General features: G+C 73.0%; 20 protein-coding genes. 13 read left to right on the forward strand and 7 right to left on the reverse strand.

Annotated elements, in window-relative coordinates; translation table 11 throughout:
• Positions 1-21 precede the first annotated feature (21 nt).
• The 7 genes from ACF09E_RS00850 (at position 22) to ACF09E_RS00880 (ending at position 7,002) form a co-directional block, all read left to right on the forward strand.
• Complete coding sequence (locus tag ACF09E_RS00850; RefSeq protein WP_392203185.1) at positions 22-1,638, forward strand: sensor histidine kinase; 1,617 nt, start codon at positions 22-24, stop codon at positions 1,636-1,638.
• Positions 1,638-2,039 carry a roadblock/LC7 domain-containing protein gene (locus ACF09E_RS00855; RefSeq protein ID WP_361854567.1) on the forward strand — a complete coding sequence of 134 codons (402 nt, stop codon included), beginning with the start codon at positions 1,638-1,640 and terminating at the stop codon, positions 2,037-2,039. Before ACF09E_RS00850 ends, ACF09E_RS00855 begins: the two co-directional genes overlap by 1 nt.
• The gene (locus tag ACF09E_RS00860) at positions 2,036-2,389 is read left to right on the forward strand and encodes a DUF742 domain-containing protein (protein ID WP_361854564.1); all 354 of its coding nucleotides are present in this window, start codon (positions 2,036-2,038) and stop codon (positions 2,387-2,389) included. Before ACF09E_RS00855 ends, ACF09E_RS00860 begins: the two co-directional genes overlap by 4 nt.
• Positions 2,370-3,002 (forward strand): ATP/GTP-binding protein, encoded by a 633-nt coding sequence (locus ACF09E_RS00865; protein ID WP_361854561.1) that lies wholly within the window; start codon positions 2,370-2,372, stop codon positions 3,000-3,002. The genes ACF09E_RS00860 and ACF09E_RS00865 overlap by 20 nt, the downstream gene beginning before the upstream one ends.
• Positions 2,999-4,228 (forward strand): cytochrome P450, encoded by a 1,230-nt coding sequence (locus ACF09E_RS00870; protein ID WP_392203186.1) that lies wholly within the window; start codon positions 2,999-3,001, stop codon positions 4,226-4,228. The genes ACF09E_RS00865 and ACF09E_RS00870 overlap by 4 nt, the downstream gene beginning before the upstream one ends.
• Positions 4,225-5,466, forward strand: a complete 1,242-nt coding sequence (locus tag ACF09E_RS00875; RefSeq protein WP_392203187.1) for a cytochrome P450 — start codon at positions 4,225-4,227, stop codon at positions 5,464-5,466. Before ACF09E_RS00870 ends, ACF09E_RS00875 begins: the two co-directional genes overlap by 4 nt.
• Before the next feature lie 306 nt (positions 5,467-5,772).
• Entirely contained in the window at positions 5,773-7,002 is a 1,230-nt protein-coding gene (locus tag ACF09E_RS00880; RefSeq protein WP_392203188.1) for a PP2C family protein-serine/threonine phosphatase, read from the forward strand.
• A 44-nt stretch (positions 7,003-7,046) separates the two neighbouring features.
• On the opposite strand, the gene ACF09E_RS00885 is transcribed toward ACF09E_RS00880, so the two are convergent.
• From ACF09E_RS00885 to ACF09E_RS00895, 3 genes are all read right to left on the reverse strand, one after another.
• On the reverse strand, positions 7,047-7,697 hold the full coding sequence (locus ACF09E_RS00885) for a DUF4232 domain-containing protein (RefSeq protein ID WP_392203189.1): 651 nt from the start codon (positions 7,695-7,697) through the stop codon (positions 7,047-7,049).
• 167 nt (positions 7,698-7,864) lie between these two features.
• Positions 7,865-8,599: an SOS response-associated peptidase gene (locus ACF09E_RS00890; RefSeq protein WP_392203190.1), complete on the reverse strand. Its 735-nt coding sequence runs from the start codon at positions 8,597-8,599 to the stop codon at positions 7,865-7,867.
• A 131-nt stretch (positions 8,600-8,730) separates the two neighbouring features.
• Positions 8,731-9,165: a DUF6228 family protein gene (locus ACF09E_RS00895; RefSeq protein ID WP_392203191.1), complete on the reverse strand. Its 435-nt coding sequence runs from the start codon at positions 9,163-9,165 to the stop codon at positions 8,731-8,733.
• 244 nt (positions 9,166-9,409) lie between these two features.
• On the opposite strand from ACF09E_RS00895, the gene ACF09E_RS00900 reads away from it, so the two are divergent.
• From ACF09E_RS00900 to ACF09E_RS00910, 3 genes are all read left to right on the forward strand, one after another.
• Complete coding sequence (locus ACF09E_RS00900; protein WP_392203192.1) at positions 9,410-10,642, forward strand: hypothetical protein; 1,233 nt, start codon at positions 9,410-9,412, stop codon at positions 10,640-10,642.
• On the forward strand, positions 10,626-11,396 hold the full coding sequence (locus tag ACF09E_RS00905; RefSeq protein ID WP_392203193.1) for a hypothetical protein: 771 nt from the start codon (positions 10,626-10,628) through the stop codon (positions 11,394-11,396). The genes ACF09E_RS00900 and ACF09E_RS00905 overlap by 17 nt, the downstream gene beginning before the upstream one ends.
• 186 nt (positions 11,397-11,582) lie before the next feature.
• The gene (locus tag ACF09E_RS00910) at positions 11,583-11,963 is read left to right on the forward strand and encodes an FKBP-type peptidyl-prolyl cis-trans isomerase (protein ID WP_392203194.1); all 381 of its coding nucleotides are present in this window, start codon (positions 11,583-11,585) and stop codon (positions 11,961-11,963) included.
• A 194-nt stretch (positions 11,964-12,157) separates the two neighbouring features.
• Here ACF09E_RS00910 and ACF09E_RS00915 read toward each other — a convergent pair whose 3' ends face one another.
• Positions 12,158-12,589, reverse strand: coding sequence for a subtilase-type protease inhibitor (locus tag ACF09E_RS00915; protein WP_392203195.1), 432 nt, complete (start codon positions 12,587-12,589; stop codon positions 12,158-12,160).
• Positions 12,590-13,074: 485 nt separating this feature from the next.
• On the opposite strand from ACF09E_RS00915, the gene ACF09E_RS00920 reads away from it, so the two are divergent.
• Positions 13,075-13,905, forward strand: a complete 831-nt coding sequence (locus tag ACF09E_RS00920; RefSeq protein WP_392203196.1) for an alpha/beta fold hydrolase — start codon at positions 13,075-13,077, stop codon at positions 13,903-13,905.
• An 84-nt stretch (positions 13,906-13,989) separates the two neighbouring features.
• On the opposite strand, the gene ACF09E_RS00925 is transcribed toward ACF09E_RS00920, so the two are convergent.
• Positions 13,990-15,039 (reverse strand): YncE family protein, encoded by a 1,050-nt coding sequence (locus ACF09E_RS00925; protein ID WP_392203197.1) that lies wholly within the window; start codon positions 15,037-15,039, stop codon positions 13,990-13,992.
• Between the two features lie 146 nt (positions 15,040-15,185).
• Between ACF09E_RS00925 and ACF09E_RS00930 the strand changes: the two genes are divergently transcribed.
• Positions 15,186-16,097 (forward strand): LysR family transcriptional regulator, encoded by a 912-nt coding sequence (locus ACF09E_RS00930; protein WP_392203198.1) that lies wholly within the window; start codon positions 15,186-15,188, stop codon positions 16,095-16,097.
• 130 nt (positions 16,098-16,227) lie between these two features.
• The gene (locus tag ACF09E_RS00935; protein ID WP_361854508.1) at positions 16,228-16,485 is read left to right on the forward strand and encodes a WhiB family transcriptional regulator; all 258 of its coding nucleotides are present in this window, start codon (positions 16,228-16,230) and stop codon (positions 16,483-16,485) included.
• A gap of 76 nt (positions 16,486-16,561) precedes the next feature.
• On the opposite strand, the gene ACF09E_RS00940 is transcribed toward ACF09E_RS00935, so the two are convergent.
• A complete protein-coding gene (locus ACF09E_RS00940) occupies positions 16,562-17,206 on the reverse strand; it encodes a dihydrofolate reductase family protein (RefSeq protein ID WP_361854505.1) in 645 nt (214 codons plus the stop codon).
• 290 nt (positions 17,207-17,496) lie between these two features.
• Entirely contained in the window at positions 17,497-18,954 is a 1,458-nt protein-coding gene (locus tag ACF09E_RS00945) for an amino acid permease (protein ID WP_392203199.1), read from the reverse strand.
• Between the last annotated feature and the right edge of the window lie 24 nt (positions 18,955-18,978).

Genomic DNA, 18,978 nt, shown 5'->3' on the forward strand with positions numbered 1-18,978 from the left:
CCGCTCCCGAGAGTCTGGTTGATGTCGGCGTCACCCACCCCCTTCCGTCCTGCCCTGACCGCCTCGCTGCTCACCGCCGCCGCGGGCGGTGCGCTCTCAGCCGCCGCCGTCGCCGCGGCGCCGGGCGGAGTCCGCACCCCGCTCGGCTGGTTCGCCGCCTGCGGGGTCCTGCTCCTTTCGGCCGCGGCCTTCGCCGTCACCTGGTACGGGCGCACCGCGCGCGTACTCGCCCGCCGGGCCGACACCCTGGCCGCCGACGTCGCCTCCAAGGAGGTGTACATGGCCCGGTTCACCGCGGCCGCCGAGCGCGAGACCGCCACCGCGAAGGAACGGCTGGAGTCGGAGACCGCAGCCGCCCGGGCGGCCCACACGGCCAGGACGGACGATCTCGTCCGGTCCCACGCGGCCGAGATCGACGCACTGCGCCGGGAACGCGCCGCCGAGACCGAGCTGCTCGAAGACCGGCTGCGCCGCGCCGAGTCCGGCAGGTCCGCGGCCATGGCCGCCGCGGCCAACGCCGCGGGCCGCATGCAGGCCCTGGCGACGAGCATGCTCGCCGACCTCCGGGAGATGGAGCACCGGCACGCCGACGAGGACGTCCTCACCGACCTCCTCCACCTCGACCACCGCACCGCCCAGGCCGGCCGGCTCGCCGACTCCGTCGCCGTGCTCAGCGGGGCCCGGTCCGGACGGCGCTGGGCCCGCCCCATCGTCATGGAGTCGATCCTCCGCGGCGCCATGGGCCGGATCAGCGGCTACCAGCGGGTGCGGCTGCACTCCAGCAGCGACGCCGCCGTCGCCGGGCACGCGGCCGAGGGCGTCATGCACGCCCTGGCCGAACTCATGGACAACGCGGCGAACTTCTCGCCGCCCACCGCCGAGGTGCACGTCTACGTCGAGGAGGTCCCGGCCGGCGTCATCATCGCCGTCGAGGACAGCGGCCTCGTGATGAGCGACGTGCAGCAGCGCCGCGCGGAGGCCGCCGTCGGCTCCGCGCCCCAGGACCTGGCCGGCCTCTCCGGCACGCGCCTCGGCCTCGCCGTGGTCGGCCGGCTCGCACGCAAGCACGGCCTCACCGTGTCCTTCCGTCCCTCCGCGCGCGGCGGCACCGGCGCCCTGCTGATGCTCCCGCAGGAGCTGATCAGCCACGCGCCCGCCGAGCCCGCCGCCGCACCCGCCGACCCGCTGCCGCCCGTCTCGGGGCGGGGCCTGTCCGCGCCCGCCCCGGTCCCGGCGCCCGCCGCCGAGCCCGAGACCGTGCACGACAGCGCGGCCGAGTCCACCGGCGAGCACCCCCGCTTCGGCGAGAGCGGACTCCCCCAGCGCCGCCGCGGCCGGGCCATGGCGGCCGCCCACCCCGAGGGCCCGCAGACCGCCGCGAAGGCGCCCGCCGAGGGTCCGCGCACCGGCGCGGCCGCCGGTGCGGCGAACCGGTTCGGCACCTTCCGCCGTGCCGTGCGCAGCACCGCCCCCCGACCGGACGGCGAGCCCGAGGCCGGTCCCGCGGCCGGGACGGCGCCCGCCGTCGGCGACGGCCCCCACTCCCCCTCCGCACCCACCGATCCGGCCGGCCCGGCGTCCGCCCCGCGGACGCCGTCGCCGACCTCGAACCCCCCGTACCCGGAAGGCACCTCGTAATGACCGGCTCCACCACCGACGAGAAGCTCAGCTGGCTCCTCGAGGGCCTGCTGGAACGCACCCCGGGCACCCGGCACGCCCTGGTGCTCTCCCGTGACGGCCTCAAGCTCTGCCGCACCCCCGAGCTCTCCGTCGACCAGGCAGACCAGCTCGCCGCGATCGCCGCCGGCATCCAGAGCCTGTCGCACGGTGCCTCCGTGGAGTTCGGCGACGGCACCGGCGGGGTCCGCTCCGCGATCGCCGAGTTCTACGGCGGCATCCTCTTCATCGTGGAGGCCGGCGAGGGCGCCCACCTCGCGGTCGTCGCCGACGAGGACGCCGACGCCGGCCACGTGGGCCACAACATGTCCGAACTGGTGGAGCAGTTGGGCGAGCACCTGGTCGCGAGGCCCCGGGGATGAGCCGCGGCAGGCCGGGCCGGGACGACTCCCCCGACCGGCTCTACACCCTGACCGGCGGCCGCAGCCGCGCCGGGTCCGACGCCTTCGACCTGGTGACCCTCGTGGTCGCCGAGAGCGACCCGGTCCCCGGCATGCAGTCCGAGCACGCCGCCATCCTGCGCATGTGCCGCTACCCCACCGCCGTGGTGGAGGTGGCGGCCGGCCTCGGACTGCCGGTCTCGATCACCAGGATCCTCCTGGCCGACCTGCACGACACCGGCCGGATCAGCGCCCGGCACCCCCGTGCGTCGTACCGCCTTCCCGATCACGACATCCTGGAGCAGGTGCTCGTTGGACTCCGTAACCTCTGATGAACCGCGCCAGACCCTGCGCAGCACCGCCGACAACGGACTGAAGATCGTCGTCGTCGGCGGTTTCGGAGTCGGCAAGACCACCCTCGTCCGCTCGGTCAGCGAGATCCGTCCGCTGAACACCGAGGAGACGATGACCCAGGCGGGCGAGGGAGTCGACGACACCGCCGGAGTCGCCGCGAAGTCGGCCACCACGGTGGCCTTCGACTTCGGCCGGATCTCGCTCGACACCCACAACGTCCTGTACCTGTTCGGAGCGCCCGGCCAGGAGCGGTTCTGGTTCCTGTGGGACCGGCTGTTCTCCGGGACGCTCGGCGCGGTGGTCCTCGTCGACACCCGCCGGCTCGCCGACTCCTGGTACGCCATCGACCGCCTGGAACACCACGGGACGCCGTTCGTCGTCGCCTGCAACGACTTCGGCGGTCCCTCCCACACCCCCGAACAGATCCGCGGGGCCCTCGACCTCGCCGACGAGGTACCGCTGGTCTTCTGCGACGCGCGCTCGCGCGAGTCCAGCAAGCAGGTCCTCATCTCGCTCGTCGAGCACCTGCGGACCGTCGTCGCCCCGGCCACGCCGCCGGTCCCGCAGCCGATCCCGGAGCCCGCCCCGTGACCCTCTCCGAGCACCCGCCCGTCCCCCTGAGCGGGCCGCGCTTCCAGACCGACCCCAACGAGCTGTACCGGCAGATCCGGCGCGACCACGGGGCCGTCGCCCCCGTCGTCCTGGACGGCGACGTGCCCGCCTGGCTGGTGCTCGGCTACCGCGAGCTCCACCAGGTCACCAGCGACCCGGTCCTCTTCTCCCGCGACTCCGACCTGTGGAACCAGTGGGACGCCATCCCGGCGGACTGGCCGCTGCTGCCCATGATCGGGCGCAAGCAGCCGTCGATCCTCTACACCGTGGGCGAGCGGCACCGCGAGCGGGCGAACGTCATCTCCTCGGCCCTGGAGGGGATCGACCCGTTCGTGCTCAAGGAGCGGGCCGAGCACTTCGCCGACGAGCTGATCGACGCGCTGTGCGGCAAGGGGTCGTGCGACATCATCGCCGAGTACGCGATGCTGCTGCCGGTACGGGTCCTCGCCAGCGTCTACGGCTTCTCCGACGAGCAGGGGCCGGGGCTCGTCACCGCCCTCAACGACATGATCAACGGTCAGGAGGGAGCGCTGGAGGGCCAGCGCCACCTGGCGGAGTCGATGTTCGGGCTGCTCGCCGCGAAGGCGGAGGCGCCGGGCGACGACGTGGCCTCGCGGATGCTGGGCAACAACGCCGGCTTCACCGTCGAGGAGGTCGCCCAGGACCTCATGGTGATGCTGGCCGCCGGCCACCAGCCCACCGCCGACTGGATCGGCAACTCGCTGCGGCTGATGCTGACCGACGACCGGTTCGCCGCCTCGCTGTCCGGGGGCCGGCACAGCGTCGGCGAGGCGATGAACGAGGTGCTCTGGGAGGACACCCCCACCCAGAACGTGGCCGGCCGCTGGGCCTCGCGCGACACCCACCTCGGCGGGCGCCGGATCGGCCGCGGCGACCTGCTCCTGCTCGGTCTCGCCGCGGCCAACTCCGACCCGCACGTGCGCGCGGACGCCGGCGGGCTGACCGGCGGCAACAACGCCTACCTGTCCTTCGGCCACGGCGAGCACCGCTGCCCGTTCCCCGCGCAGGAGGTCGCCGAGACCATCGCGCGGACGGGCATCGAGGTGCTGCTGGACCGGCTGCCGGACGTCGACCTCGCGGTTCCCGCGGCCGATCTCGCCCGCCGCCCCTCGCCCTGGCTGCGCGGTCTCTCCGCGCTCCCCGTGACCTACACCCCGACCCCCGCCCTTGGAGCCCTCGGATGACCTGCCCGCACGCCCACGCCGCGTCCGCCGCCGACGCCATCGCCCTGGATCCGTTCGTCGCCGACCTCGACGGCGAGAGCGCCCGGCTGCGGGCCGCCGGCCCGCTGGCCCGTGTCGTGCTGCCCGGCGGGGTGGCCTGCTGGGCCGTCACCCGCCACGCCGAGGCGCGGCGGCTGCTCACCGATGCCCGTCTCGTCAAGGACATCGACGTCTGGGGCGCCTGGCAGCGCGGCGAGATACCCCTGGACTGGCCGCTGATCGGCCTCGCCAACCCCGGCAGGTCGATGCTGACGGTGGACGGCGACGAACACCGCCGGCTGCGCACGCTCGTCGCCCAGGCGCTGACCGCCCGACGGGTGGAGCGGCTCCGCGAGGGCATCGAGGCTCTGACCACGGGCATGCTGGACCGGCTGGCGGAGCGTCCGGCGGGCGAGACCGTCGACCTCAAGGCGGAGTTCGCGTACCCGCTGCCGATGAACGTGGTCAGCGACCTCATGGGTGTCGACCCCGTCGACCACCCGCGGATGAAGGCCCTGTTCGAGAAGTTCTTCTCGACGCAGACGCCGCCCGAGGAGGTGCCGCAGATGATGGCGGACCTCGGCACGCTGTTCGCGGGGATCGTGGCGGGCAAGGCCGAGAAGCCCGGGGACGACCTGACGAGCGCCCTGATCGAGGCATCGGAGGGCGGCGACCGCCTCACCACGGAGGAGATCACCAACACCCTCCAGCTGATGGTGGCGGCCGGGCACGAGACGACGATCAGTCTCATCGTGAACGCCGTCGTCGCCCTGGAGACCCACCCCGAGCAGCGCGCGCTGGTCCTCTCCGGCGAGGTCCCGTGGGCGAACGTCATCGAGGAGACCCTGCGCTGGTCGACGCCGACCTCGCACGTGCTGATCCGCTTCGCCACCGAGGACATCGAGGTGGGCGACCGGATCCTGCCCAAGGGCGAGGCCCTGATCGTGTCCTTCGGCGCGATCGGCCGGGACGAGGAGCAGCACGGCCCGACGGCGGACGCGTTCGACGTGACCCGTACGCCGAACCGTCACATCTCTTTCGGCCACGGCCCGCACGTCTGCCCGGGCGCCGCCCTCTCGCGGCTGGAGGCGTCGGTGGCCCTGCCCGCCCTGTACGCCCGCTTCCCGGATCTGCGCCTGGCCGTCGCACCGGAGGAGCTGCGGAACAAGCCGGTCGTCACGCAGAACGACCTGTTCGAGCTTCCGGTAGTACTGGTCTGAGCGGGACGCCGGGGTGAGGGGGCCCGCCGTGGTGCGGCGGCGAACCCTCGCCCCGGCGGGACCGCGTGCGCGGGGCCGGCCCCCGGTCGGCCGGGCGCACCGCCCGGCCGTGCCACGCGTCCGGGAGCAGCGGAAGAGACGCCCAGAAGAGGCCGGCGGACGAGGACGGCGCTGCGGCGAACCGCGCTGCCGCCGACCGGGTGACGGCCCCCGCCCTCGAAAGACTGGAGTTCGGCCGCCACGGCTCGATCGCTCCTATCGTTGAACCCGCGCACGGTGCGGTCGGCGCGGGAGGCGGAAAGCGGAATGAACGAACAGCGGGTCGACTACGCAGCGGTGTTCCAGGCCCTGCCCGGAATGGTCGCCCTGCTCACACCCGAGCTGGTGTACGTCGACGTCAACGAGGACTTCGCACGGCTCGCCGGGCGCTCCCGCGCGGAGCTGGTCGGCCGCTACATCTTCGACGTGTTCCCCGAGAACCCGAACGACCCCGCCGCCGCGGGCATGCGCGAGACCGAGGCCTCCATGCTCCGCGTGTTCGCCACCGGCGAGCGCGACACCATGGCGCTGCTCCGCTACGACATCGAGGACTCCCGGCAACCGGGCAGCTGGCGCGAGCACTTCTGGAGCCCGGTCAACGCGCCCGTGCTCGACCGGGACGGCCAGGTCGCGATGATCGTGCACCGGGTGGAGGAGGTCACCCCGCTCATCCAGGCCCGCGGCGGTCTGGGGGCCGGCACCGAGGCGGGCCGGCTGGAGGCCGAGCTGTACACGCGCTCCCGGGAACTGCAGGAGGTCAACGAACGGCTCCGCGAGGCGCACGCCCGGGAGCGGAAGGTGGCCCTGGCCCTCCAGGCGGCGATGCTCCCCTCCCCCGGCCCCGTCGGCCACCACCGGGCGGCCGTGCGCTACCGGCCCGCGGTCGGCGGCCTCAACGTGTGCGGAGACTGGTACGACCTGGTCGGACTCCCCGGGGACCGCATGGCGGTGGCCGTGGGCGACGTCGTGGGCCACGGCCTCACCGCGGCCTGCGTCATGGGGCAGCTGCGCAGCGCACTGAGCGCGGCCACGCTCGTCGCCGCCGGTCCCGCGCAGGCACTGGACGTGCTCGGGATCTACGCCCGGTCCGTCGAGGGGGCCGAGTCGTCGACGGTGGCGACCACCTTCATCGACTGGGGCAGCCACACCCTGACCTACAGCAGCGCGGGCCACCCCCCGCCCGCCCTGCTCACGGCCGAGGGCGACGTGGTCTTCCTCGACGGGGCGACCGATCCGCCGCTCGGCGCCCGCCCCGACCACGTGGCCCGCCCCCAGGCCTCCACGCCCTTCGACGAGGGCGCGACCCTGGTGCTGTACACGGACGGCCTGATCGAACGCCGCACGGAGGACATCGACGCCGGCCTCGCCCGCCTCGCCGACTCCCTGTCCCGACGCGGCCGCTCCGACCCCGAGACCCTGGCCGACGCCCTCCTGGCGGACCTCTCGAACACCGACGGCAACACCGACGACACCGCCCTGGTCGTCATCCGCCTCTGAACCCCGGGCCTATCCCTCGGACCGCGCCGCGCGGCGCGGTCCGGCTACAGGCTGAGGGCGTCCTCGGCGTTGTCCATCCAGGCGGTGACCGAGTTGTCGAAGGCGACGTTCAGTCCGGGCGTCGACGCCTTGAGCGGTACCTGGGTCAGGTCGGACTCCGTGTCCATGGTCAGAGAGATGGAGGCGACCAGGTGGCTCGTGCTGCTCTTCAGGCCCCCCATGAGCCCCGCGTAGGCGGACTGGCCCGGTGCGAGGCGGATCGCCTCCTCGATGCCGGAGGCCGAGCCGCGCTTCTCGGCATGCCCGTCGAGGGAGCCGAAGGTCACGACGGGGTGGCCGAGCACCCGGCACGGCTTGCCCGTCTTGTTGGTGACCTTCAGCAGGTAGCTGCTGGTGGTGGGCTCGGCCGGCGTCGCCTTGAACGTCAGGTCGTGCGTGCTGCACGGGAAGACGTCGTCGACGGGATCCGCCGACGGCGGCCCCGGCTTCGGCGGCTTCGCGGTCGCGGACGCGGAAGGCTTCGGCGGGGTGGACGACTCGGCGGGGGCGGAGGGCTTCGGCGCCCCGGTCTCCGTGGGAGTGGCGGGCGGTACGCCGGTGCCTCCCGCGGCGCCGTCCTCGGTGGGACCGCACGCGGTGAGGGCCAGCGCCGACAGGGCGCCGAGGACGACGACGGTTCTGCGAACGGTGCTCATGGCGGTGCTCCCCCCGAGGACAGCGCACGAACCGCGCTGTGGTGGCCACCAGACTGGCGCCCCTGCTTCACGGTTCGGTGACGGTCGCTTGCCGAATTCACCACGGTCCGTCCCCGCACCCCCGCCCCTCCCGGTGCCACCGGGGCGGGGCTCCCGTCCGCGAGCGGTCAGGTGGCCGGGTCCAGGAGGTGGGCGCCGTTGTTGCGGACGTTGTTGACGGCCGGGGGCACCGGCCGGGCGTCGAGGAGGCCGCCCGCCGGGCTCGCGAGCAGGGCGCGCAGGTCGTCGGTGTCCTGGTGGTGGGGGTCGAGCCATGTGTCGTAGTGCTCGGGAGTGAGGGCGAGCGGCATCCGGGGGTGGACGCGGCCGGCCGCGTCGGTCGCCTCCGTCGTGATGATCGTGCAGGTCGTCAGCCAGGCGTCGGGGTCGTCGTCACCCGTGACGTCGGGGTTGCGCCAGTACTCGTAGAGCCCCGCCATGGCCATCACCTGACCGTCGGACGGGGTGATGAAGTACGGCTGCTTGCGGGTCTTCCCCGTCGCCTCGTCCTTCACCGGATCCCACTCGTAGAAGCCGTCCGCGGGCAGCAGGCAGCGGCGCTTGGCGAAGGCGCGCCGGTACGCGGGCTTCTCGTGCACGGTCTCGACCCGGGCGTTGATCATGCGAGAGCCGGACTTGGGGTCCTTCGCCCAGGACGGCACCAACCCCCACCGCATGGCCCGCAGTTGCCTCCGTACGCGATCCTCGTCGCCCCGTTCCGCACGCTCGACGACCGCGTAGACCTCGTCGGTCGGCGCGACGTTCCAACTGGGCGCCAGCGCCTCCTCGGGGTTCCAGTCGGCGACCTGGAAGAGCCGGTTCAGATCCTCGGGACCTCGAGTCGAGGCGTATCGACCGCACATGTGACCACTGTGCCACGAGAGGCGGACCGGAACGGGTTACCTGACAGTCCTCCGCATGGGCCGACGAACCGAACGACTCACGTGCGGCCCCCCGTCCGGAGAAGGGCCGGTCGGCACCAGGCCCTGCCCGGCTACTCCGGGACGGTCGCGAGGAAGGCCCGGATCTCGGCGGCGAGGTGGAGCATGTCCTCCCCCGCCGCGTGGACGGTCGTCGTCTCGAAGTGCCAGCCCTCGGAGGGCGCCCGGTCGTGGATGCCCCAGGTCAGGAAGACATGGCCGCGGTGCTCCGCCGAGAGGGTCAGGTCGTAGCAGAGGGAGTGCCAGGTGCGCGCTCCCTCCCAGCCCCGGAAGTCCTCGGCGAGGGAGGCCAGGAAGGTGTCGAGGCCGTCACCGTCCCAGGTCTCCACCGAGGTCTCGACGCATCCCCAGGGCCCGGTGGCCGTGAAGAGGAACTCGAGGGTGGGTTCGTTCTCGTAGGGCCGGGCCGGTTCCGAGAACCGCAGGTGATCGGGGCCAGGCACGCCGATCCGCGCCACGGGCCGGCCCGAGTCGTCGTAGTCGATCATGCGAACAGGCTAGACGGCCGCAGGGACCGGCCCCATGGGCCGCCACTCGGCCAGGCGCTCGTCCAGGCCTGCGGGCCGGGTGGTCGGTCGGCTTCCGGGACCTGTGTTTCGGCCCCCCACCGAAGTCCGGCCGCACCCGATCCGGTCCCTGCCGCGCCCTCCGAGGCAGGCCAGGGGCCCTTCCCGGGACGGTGGTTCCGGAGCCGCCGGCCCGTACCGCCCGCGTGATCGCGATACTGGGGCCATGGAGAGAGCAGCCGTACCGACCGAAGCCCGCATCGAGGGCGCGCGCACCCTGTTGGTCGCGCCCTCGTCGCTCCAGGACGACGCCTCGATCAGGGACTTCCTCGGGCGCCGCATCACACCGGAGGAGCTTGCCTCCGGTGCGCACGACCTCACGCGGGCGACCGTCTACCTGTGCGGTGACCTGGCCGAGGTCGGCGAGCGCGCGCTGCGGGATGCCGACCGGGTCTTCGTCGTCCGGGAGTTGTCGCACGGCCGCCCCGAGGGTGTCGGCGAGTCCTGGCCCGTGGTCGGTCTCGGCCGCGTCCCTCTCGGCGTCCACGGTGTCGGTGTGTACTACCGACGGTTCTTCGACGCCGAGGAGGACCTCTTCGGACGGATCGGCGCCGAGCACGTGTTCCAGTCGCTGACCGAGTCCACCAAGCCCGGCACGGCCCGGCGCAGCGGCATCTACCTGACGCCGGTCACGCAGAGCGGGGACGCACTGCACTTCCGTCTGCTGCGGTGCTCCACGAACCTCTCCGGTCCCACCGAGGGGTTCCGCGCGACGGACACGTACATCGTCGACCGTCTGAACGGCGAGGCCGCGACCTTCTTCCGGGGCCATGCGCCGCTCAACCACGTGCTGGCGCAGATCTACCACAACACCGGGGCGACGGCGGAGCGCAAGCAGTCCAAGGCCAAGATCTCGGCGCACGCCGACAAGACCAAGGACATGCCCGTCAACGGCATCATGGCCTTCTGCACGTTCTACGACCGGCTCGACATGCTGCGGCCCTTGGCCGAGGACGCGTTCGACCACGGTGTGAAGCGGGCCAGCGCACTGACCCGGCTGCACTTCCGCCTCAAGGGCCCGGCCGGACAGCATGGCGGGACCGCGCTGCCGCCGCAGTTCACCGTGACGCTGTATCCCGGGTCGGTCTTCTTCATGCCGCTCTCCACCAACCGCCTGTACACGCACGAGATCCGGCCCTCGACCCTCGACGCCGACCTGCTGCCCACCCGCCTGGGATACGTGGTGCGCTGCTCGAACGCGGAGGCCGTGCACGAGGACGGCCGCACCTTCCTCAAGAAGGCCGGAGGCACGGTGCCGCTGGTTCCGCCGACGGAGGACGGGATGGACAGGCTCCGCCTGCTGTACGCGGAGGAGAACCGCAGCACGGACTTCGTCGACTACGGCGACGGGTTCCTCTTCAGCATGAACGCGGGGGACTACGTTGCTCCCCGGGCCTAGGATCTCCGACGAGGTCCAGTCGTACGTCCTGCCCGCCGGGGAGAATCCCTTCGCGGCGCTGTCCGCGTCGGCGGAACTGGAGGACACGGGAAAGGGCCGGCGGGGCGCCGTGCTCACCCGGGTCGACGAGACGGGCGCGGTCCCTCTCGTACGGACGACGAGTCGGTACGTCCGGCCGCCGCAGCGCTTCCGGGCCGTCCACGAGGAACTGGCGGAACGCGTCCGGGAGTGCACGGGGAGTCCGGTCGGTTTCAACAACGCCCTGGTCGAGCGCTACACGGACGCGTACCGGACCATGGGCGCCCACTCCGACCAGGCCCTGGATCTGGCGGACGGATCGTTCATCGCGCTCTTCTCCTGCTACCGGCACCCCGACGCGGGCCCGCCGAGGAAGCTGGTCTTCGTCTCGAAGGAGGGGAACGGCGACACGTACGAGATACCGCTCGCCCAGAACAGTGTCGTCACGTTCTCGGTCGACTCGAATCGGCGTCTCAAGCATCGCATCGTCCTGGACGCCGCCGCCCGGGTCGCCGAGAACCAGTGGCTCGGCGTGACGTTCCGGACGTCGAAGACGCTCCTCCGCTTCGTCGGCGGTCGCGCCCGCCTCCCGTGGGGCGATCCCCTCACGCCGGCCGACGAGGAGCAGGCGCGGGAGTTCTACCGGCTGCGGCGCCGCGAGAACGAGGAGACGGACTTCGCGTATCCCCCGCTGGCGTACACCGTCAGCGGGAGCGACCTCATGCCGCCCGTCTGACGCCCGGTCGACTCCGTGACGTGCGGGGGTCGGGCCGCCGCGAGGAAGACCGGTGGCGTCGGGGCGTTCCGGTGCGTGTGTCCCCGTCGCTCCGGGGCTCGGTAGCGTGATCGTCTGCCGCATGGAGGGCCCATGCGATCGGCCGGTCCCCTGCGCGGGCCCCCGGAGAACAGGATCGAGACTGCGATGAGCGAACCCACCAAGCCCGAGGTCCAGGTACCGGAGGGGGAGGCTCCCGGCGAGCTGACCGTTCGGGACCTCGTCGTCGGGGACGGACCCGAGGCGAAGCCGGGCAACGTCGTCCAGGTCCACTACGTGGGCGTCACGTTCGCGTCCGGGCGGGAGTTCGACGCGTCCTGGGACCGGGGACAGCCGTTCAAGTTCGCCGTGGGCGGCGGCCGGGTCATCAAGGGCTGGGACCGGGGGATCAGGGGGATGAGGGTGGGCGGTCGGCGCGAGATCGTCGTTCCCCCGCGCCTCGGCTACGGCGAGCGGTCGCCCTCGCCGCTGATCCCGGCGGGTTCCACGCTCGTCTTCGTGGTCGACCTGCTCTCGGTCGCCGTCTGAGACGGGGCGGTCGCATGCGGGCCGGCCGGGCGATCCGTCCGGCCCCGGTGCGGGCGTACGCCGCGCCCCGCACCGTCCCACGAGAACCGCGGGCCGTACTCCCCCTTCGAGTGCGGCCCGCTCCCCTCCGGTGGTGCCCGACGTCGACGCGGCCCTCGGCCGGAGCGTCGTCGGTCCCCTCCCCCGGCGGTCGATCAGAACGAGAAGGCCGCGCCCTCGTTCAGGGTGACACCCATGGCGCAGGCGTTGCCGAAGGTGTACTGCCACGAGGTGCGGGACCCCTCCCACACGCCGTCCACGGTGACGGTGACCGGGTCGAAGTGCTGCGGGCACATCCGGTCGGCGGCGGGCGACGCCAGCAGGCCCCCGAAGGTGCCGCCGTCGTGCGTGGCCTTCAGCTCGGCGCAGGCCGCCTCGGGCGCGGGGTGCGTGCCGGCGGCGGTCGGCGCGCAGCTGAGCGTGACCGCGCGCAGGACGGCGGCGGAGCCCGCGTCGGCGCCCTTGCTGATGCTCAGGACGACGGCGGAGGGCGCGTACAGGCTTTCGGTGCGGGCTTCCGCGGCACCCGCGGTGCCGACGAGGCAGAGAAGAGCGGACGCGGAGACTGCAGCGAAACGGCGAAGCATGACGGGGACTCGCTTTCGATTTGAAGAGTTGAAGCGGCAGCTACCTTGCAATCACCGCTCCGTTTGCGCTTCGGAGTGTGTCTGACACACAGAGCGATCGCATCTTCGTGGTCGCTATCCGGACACCTGCGCACACATGCCGGTGATCGAATGAATGTTCAGCAGGTCAGAACCGCCGCGGGGCACCGTCACCCCCGCCCCGCACACGCCTTTTCCCACCCCGTGGCAGCCGCGGGCCTGCACGGGTACGCCCGGGGTTTACCGACCGGTCGTTCAGTACGGCCGATTACCGACGCTCACCGTCGGGTGCCGGAGGCGCCTGCCCACAGGATGCCCCGAATGAGAGAAATGCCCGATGCGGGTAAGTTTCTGCATCGGGGCCGCACCCGGGCCGCCGCACCGGCGCGTCCGAGGCGCGGGCTCTCCCCATCCGTGGACAGACCCACCGGGGTCGACGCATCGGTACTTCTGGGCGGAGGAAAGCCGTGGGAACGGTCACCACACAGGACGGCACCAGCATCTTCTACAAGGACTGGGGGCCCCGCGACGCACAGCCGATCGTGTTCCACCACGGCTGGCCGCTGAGCGGCGACGACTGGGACAACCAGATGCTCTTCTTCCTGGAGCACGGCTACCGGGTCGTCGCCCACGACCGGCGCGGACACGGCCGCTCAAGCCAGAGCTCGGGCGGCCACGAGATGGACACCTACGCGGCCGACGTGGCGGCGGTGACCGACGCGCTGGATCTCCACGACGCCGTCCACATCGGTCACTCGACCGGCGGCGGCGAGGTCGCGCGGTACGTCGCCCGCGCCAAGCCGGGGCGGGTCGCGAAGGCCGTCCTCGTCGGCGCGGTGCCGCCCATCATGGTCAAGTCCGACGCCAACCCGGGAGGACTGCCCATCGAGGTCTTCGACGGCTTCCGGGCCTCGCTCGTCGCCAACCGCGCCCAGTTCTACCTGGACGTCCCGACCGGCCCGTTCTACGGTTTCAACCGGCCCGGCGCCCAGGTGTCCCAGGGCGTGATCGACAACTGGTGGCGGCAGGGCATGCGGGGCGCGGCCAACGCCCACTACCACTGCATCAAGGCGTTCTCCGAGACGGACTTCACCGAGGACCTGAAGCAGATCGACGTGCCCGTCCTCGTCGCCCACGGCACCGACGACCAGATCGTCCCGTACGAGGACTCGGCGCCGCTGTCGACGAAGCTGCTGCGCAACGGCAGGCTCCAGAGCTACGAAGGCCTCCCCCACGGGATGCTGACCACGCACCCCGACACCGTGAACCCCGACCTCCTCGCCTTCGTCAAGGAGTGACGCCCGGCACGCCGAGCACCACGCGGGTCCCCGCCGTCCGCCACCGCCGGGCGGTGTCCGGCCGGACCGGCCGCCTCGTGCCGGTCAGGCCGGGCGCGGGAGGTACGCGAGCCCGTGGGCGCCGGCCTCGCCGCGCTTGGCGACGTCGAGCCGGGTCAGGCGCTCCAGGGTCTCCAGGTCGACGATGTCGACGGTGGACGACACGGCGCACGACACGTACGCGAGGCGGCCGTCGGGGGACGAGGTGACGGTCAGCGGGAAGAGCCCCACCTCGACCTCCCCCAGGCGCTCGCGGGTGCCCGCGGCGAAGACCGTGAGGCGGCCCGGCGCCGGACGTCCGAGCCGCGACCCCGGATCGGCCGTCGTGCGGACCTCGCCCGCGAGCAGCCTCCCCGTCGACGTCAGGTGCACCGGCAGGACGACGTCCCTCGTCGGCAGGACGTCGACGACGGACGCGGTGCGGACGTCGAGGACACGGATGCCGGGGGCCGACCGGGCCCCGGTGGCGGCGAAGTCGGCGTAGGGACCGGCGACGAAGACCTGCGAGCCGTCGGCGGACACGGCGAGGCCCTCGCTGCCCGGGACCTCGGCCTTCGCCACGAGGACGCCCCCTTCGAGGTCGACGACCGACACGAACGGCGCCTCCTTGTTGGTGGCGAACCCCGTCCTGCCCGCCGGGTCGACGGCGAACCAGTGGGGGCCCGGCGCGTCCGTGTCGATCCGGCCCAGGGGCCGGCGGGTCGCCGTGTCGATCACCACGACGCCGCCGGGCCGGTCGTCGGAACCCTCCACGCTGACGTAGAGCCGGTCGCGGACCGCATCGAGCGCGAGCCCGTGCGGGCCGTGCTCCGGGCCGAGGTCGACGATCTCGACGACGCGCCGGGTGTCGGGGTCGAGGACGGCCAGGTCGGAGCGCCGTCCGCCGTTCGCGTGGTAGTAGCCCGAGTGGTACGTCAGCGAGCACCACAGCAGTCGCCGGGTCGCGTCGAAGCACAACTCGTGCGGCTCGGCGGGCACGTCCACGCCGCCGAGGTGCCGGTCGGTGGAGGCGTCGAAGAACGAGACGGTCGGTCCGCTCTGGCTGACGACGGCGAGGACGTCGCCTTCCCGACCGGTACGGGGGCACGACTGCACAGCGGCTCCTTGAGGAGAGGGAGGAAGAAAGGGATGCCCGCGGTGGCGCGGGCATGCCCACTCTTCACGCCCCGGGCCGTCGCAGCCATGCAAAGATGAGCACCCCATCATTGCCGTAGACGCAAAAGCGCAGTTCGGGAGCGTGCATGGACCTCAACCTGCTGCGCGTCCTGGACGCCCTGCTCCAGGAGAACAGCGTGACGCGCGCCGCCGAGCTCCTCGGGACCTCCCCCGCGGCGGTCAGCCGCACTCTGGCCCGGCTCCGGCGGACCGTCGGCGACCCGCTGCTGGTCCGGGCCGGGCAGGGGTTGGTGCCGACTCCCCGCGCCGTGGAACTCCGGGACGAGGTCGGCGCGTTGCTGCGGAGCTGCGACAGCGTCCTGCGGCCCGGGCCGGGGTTCGACCCCGCGGACCTCCGGCGCACCTTCACGGTGCAGGCGGCCGATCTGATGCAGGTGGGGCTGGCGGGGAGCCTGACCGAGCGGATCCACGCGGAGGCCCCGCACGTCGACGTCGTGTTCCTGCCGGAGTCGGTGGAGGGCGGCCCGGGCCTGCGCCAGGGGTGGGTGGACGTCGAGCTGGGCGTCCTCGGGCACCTGGACCCGGAGGTCAGGACCCGGAGGCTGGCGCGGATGACGCCGGTCGGCGTCGCCCGCCGGGATCATCCTCTCTTCGACGGGCGGATCGACGCCCGTCGCTTCGCCGCCGCCGACCACATCGGGATCTCCCGGCTCGGCAAGCGCCTCGGCCCCATCGACCGAGCGCTCGCCGAACTCGGGCTGCGGCGCCGCACCGCGGTCGTGGTGCCCAGCCACACGAGCGCGATGCTGCTCGCCCGGGACACCGACCTCGTCGCGCTCGGCCTGGCCGACTGGCTGCCCGACACCGTCGCCGCCCTGGGGCTGCGGACCTTCCCGCTTCCGCTCGACCTGGCGCCCATGGAGCTCGGGATGGCCTGGCACCCCCGCAACTCCACGGATCCCGGGCATCGTTGGTTCCGGGAGCATCTGGCCGCCGCGGTCCTCGCTCCGCCGGGGGCTGACGGGGCCTGGGGCTGAACCTCCGAGGGGGCCGGGTTCAGCCACCCGGCCCTCACGCGTCACGTCGATGTGTGCCGACGGCGTTTCAAGTCCCGTCGAGCGGTCAGCCGAAGTACACGACGCCGTACACGCAGAAAGGAGATCCGACATGGACAACTGGCGTGCATCCGCTGCCTGCCAGAACGTCGACCCCGACCTCTTCTTCCCGGTGGGCGCCGGCGCCCCGGCGCTGGTCCAGGCCGAGGAGGCCAAGGTCGTCTGCCGGGGCTGCCCCGTCCGGGAGGCCTGTCTGAACTGGGCCATGGACGACTCCCGCCAGGTGACGGGAGTGTGGGGCGGCCTCGACGAGAACGAACGCCGCGCCCTGAAGCGTCGGCTGCGCAACCGTGCGGTCGCGGCGAAGTGAGTGCCCCCGGGCTCCTCGCCGCCGCCCTTCCGCCGGTGTGTCGGCCTTCACCGGCGGGTGAGCCCGCCCCGACGGGTCAGCCCTCGTCGCCCAGACCGCGGTCGGGCCGGCTCATGTCCCCCGTCACGGGGAGACCGTCGGCGATCCCGTACCGCAGGAACACGGTTCCCGCCGGTCCCGCCTGCGGCGGTGCGAGGAGCCTGACGTTGGTGGGCACCGCCCCCTCGTCGAAGACCTTCTTCCCCACGCCGAGCACGACCGGGTGCAGCCACAGGTCGAGACGGTCGTAGAGCTTCTCGCGCAGCAGGGTCTGCACGAGGTTCAGGCTGCCGACGACCTTGACGTTCTCGTGGCGGTCGCGGATCTCCCGCACGGCCCCGGCGAGATCCGGGCCGAGCTGCGTGGAGCCGGCCCAGGACAGGTCGGGCGTGCCGCGGGAGGCCACGTACTTGGGGACGGCGTTGAAGAGGCGCGCGATGTCACCGTCCTCGCCGCCGTCCTGGTGGGGCCAGTAGGCGGCGAAGATGTCGTACGTCCGCCGGCCCAGCAGCAGGGCGTCCGTGCCCTCGTACGCGGCTCCGATCTGCGCTCCGGCGACCTCGTCCACCAGGGGCGCCTGCCAGCCGCCGAACGGGAAGCCCGCCGGGTCCTCCTCCGGACCGCCGGGTGCCTGCCCGACGAGGTCGAGGGTCGCGAACATCTCGATGGTGATGAGGCCCATGCCTTGCTCCCGGTGAGTGGGGTGTCTCCGTCAAGAGATAGACCCTGCGGGAGGCCCGGACTCATCGACGCGGCGGAATCCCGCCCAGCCCGGCCGGGGCGTTGGGCCGTCCGGCCGTAGCGGGACCCGAGCGGCGGGCGCCGGTTCCGTGGAAGCCCGGGAGGACGCACGGTGAGGGGGCGGGCCGGGTCTCCGGCCCGCCCCCTCACCGGGTGTGCGGTCGCTCGGGTCGTCGCGCCACGGGTTCGCGGTGCGTCGGCCCGCCGGCTCCCCGGTGCGCGCGGGCCTCGTCAGCTCCTGCGGGACCGGCGGACGGTCGTCAGTGCGTAGCAGCCGAGCAGGACGGCGGTGAAGGCGAGCCCGATGCCGGCCGCCTGGCGCATGTCCGGGACCTCGATCGCCGTGGCGGCGACGGCCAGCACCCCGGCCCCGGCCACGAGCGCGAGCCTGCTGCCGCCGGGGACGGTGAAGCCCGTGAACTCCTCCGGACGCGCGTCCCGGTGGCGGCGGAAGGCGACGTAGGAGGCGAGGATCAGCAGCCACACCAGCAGCACCGCGAAGAGGGCGATCGACATCAGGATGCCGAAGACGCCGCCGACGTCGTAGAAGGCGAGCAGCGCGGCGGCCGCGATCCCCAGGGTGGAGGCGGCCAGGGCGTTGGCCGGGACCCCGCGCGCGGTGAGACGGGCCAGGGGCGCCGGGGCCAGGCCGTCGTCGCCCAGGGAGTGCAGGAGGCGGGAGGCGCCGTACAGGTGGGCGTTGGCGGCGGAGACCGCGGCGATCAGCACGACGAGGTTGGTGAGGGTCGCGGCGGCGGGGACGCCGACGTCGGAGAAGACCCGGACGAACGGGCTCGCCTCGACGCTGCCGTCGCCGGCGGCCAGGCGCCGCCAGGGGATCAGGGCCACGACCAGGGTGATCGCCAGGACGTAGAAGACGCTGAGCCGCCAGGCGAGCTGCCGCATCGCGGTGCGGATGGACCGCTGGGGGTCGGTGGCCTCGGCCGAGGCGATGGCGACGACCTCGAACCCGGCGTACGCGAACATCACCACGGACATCGCGATCCAGATGGACTTGGCGCCCTGGGGCACGAAGCCGCCGTCGTCGGTGAGGTGCGCGAAGCCGGTGGCGCCGGTGTCCGGCAGGCCGAAGAGGACGAGGAAGGCAGCGCAGAGGATGAACGCGCAGAGCGCGGTCACCTTGATGGTGGACAGCCAGAACTCGGTGGTGCCGAAGGACTTCACGTTGATGATGTTGACGGCGAGGACCACCGCCGCGACCGCGAGGATGGCCGCCGACATCGGCACGCCGGGCCACCACCAGCGGAGGTAGAGCGCGGAGGCGACGACCTCCGTGCCGATGACGACGACGGCGCTGAACCAGTACGTCCAGCGGGTGAGGAAGCCGGCCCACGGGCCCAGGTACCGGTGTGCGACGGCGCCGAAGGAGCCCTGCACCGGGTGTGCGGCGGACATCTCGCCGAGCAGGACGGCGATGATCGCGACGAGGACGGCGCCGATCGCGTACGAGACGATCACCGCGGGCCCCGCGGCGGATATCGCCGAGCCGGAGCCCAGGAAGAGGCCGGTGCCGAGGGCGGAGCCCAGGCCGATCATGGTCGTCTGCCGGGGGGTGAGGGAGCGGACGAGGCCGCCGCCCGCGGGCGTGTCCTCCCCGCCTGACGGGGACGCGGGAGCGGGTTCGGCGGGCGACGCGGGAGCCTGGGCGGGTCTTTCCGGAGCGGCCATGGCAGGTGTCCTTCTGTGCGGGTG

Source organism: Streptomyces sp. NPDC014891 (genome assembly GCF_043081085.1).
Lineage (GTDB): Bacteria > Actinomycetota > Actinomycetes > Streptomycetales > Streptomycetaceae > Streptomyces.

What these genes read in the sequence shown, in the direction of transcription:
- ACF09E_RS00850 (WP_392203185.1), top strand. Translation starts at nt 22, where the DNA reads ATGTCGGCGTCACCCACCCCCTTCCGTCCTGCCCTGACCGCCTCGCTG.
- ACF09E_RS00855 (WP_361854567.1), top strand. Translation starts at nt 1,638, where the DNA reads ATGACCGGCTCCACCACCGACGAGAAGCTCAGCTGGCTCCTCGAGGGC.
- ACF09E_RS00860 (WP_361854564.1), top strand. Translation starts at nt 2,036, where the DNA reads ATGAGCCGCGGCAGGCCGGGCCGGGACGACTCCCCCGACCGGCTCTAC.
- ACF09E_RS00875 (WP_392203187.1), top strand. Translation starts at nt 4,225, where the DNA reads ATGACCTGCCCGCACGCCCACGCCGCGTCCGCCGCCGACGCCATCGCC.
- ACF09E_RS00880 (WP_392203188.1), top strand. Translation starts at nt 5,773, where the DNA reads ATGAACGAACAGCGGGTCGACTACGCAGCGGTGTTCCAGGCCCTGCCC.
- ACF09E_RS00885 (WP_392203189.1), bottom strand. Translation starts at nt 7,697, where the DNA reads ATGAGCACCGTTCGCAGAACCGTCGTCGTCCTCGGCGCCCTGTCGGCG.
- ACF09E_RS00890 (WP_392203190.1), bottom strand. Translation starts at nt 8,599, where the DNA reads ATGTGCGGTCGATACGCCTCGACTCGAGGTCCCGAGGATCTGAACCGG.
- ACF09E_RS00895 (WP_392203191.1), bottom strand. Translation starts at nt 9,165, where the DNA reads ATGATCGACTACGACGACTCGGGCCGGCCCGTGGCGCGGATCGGCGTG.
- ACF09E_RS00900 (WP_392203192.1), top strand. Translation starts at nt 9,410, where the DNA reads ATGGAGAGAGCAGCCGTACCGACCGAAGCCCGCATCGAGGGCGCGCGC.
- ACF09E_RS00910 (WP_392203194.1), top strand. Translation starts at nt 11,583, where the DNA reads ATGAGCGAACCCACCAAGCCCGAGGTCCAGGTACCGGAGGGGGAGGCT.
- ACF09E_RS00915 (WP_392203195.1), bottom strand. Translation starts at nt 12,589, where the DNA reads ATGCTTCGCCGTTTCGCTGCAGTCTCCGCGTCCGCTCTTCTCTGCCTC.
- ACF09E_RS00930 (WP_392203198.1), top strand. Translation starts at nt 15,186, where the DNA reads ATGGACCTCAACCTGCTGCGCGTCCTGGACGCCCTGCTCCAGGAGAAC.
- ACF09E_RS00935 (WP_361854508.1), top strand. Translation starts at nt 16,228, where the DNA reads ATGGACAACTGGCGTGCATCCGCTGCCTGCCAGAACGTCGACCCCGAC.
- ACF09E_RS00940 (WP_361854505.1), bottom strand. Translation starts at nt 17,206, where the DNA reads ATGGGCCTCATCACCATCGAGATGTTCGCGACCCTCGACCTCGTCGGG.
- ACF09E_RS00945 (WP_392203199.1), bottom strand. Translation starts at nt 18,954, where the DNA reads ATGGCCGCTCCGGAAAGACCCGCCCAGGCTCCCGCGTCGCCCGCCGAA.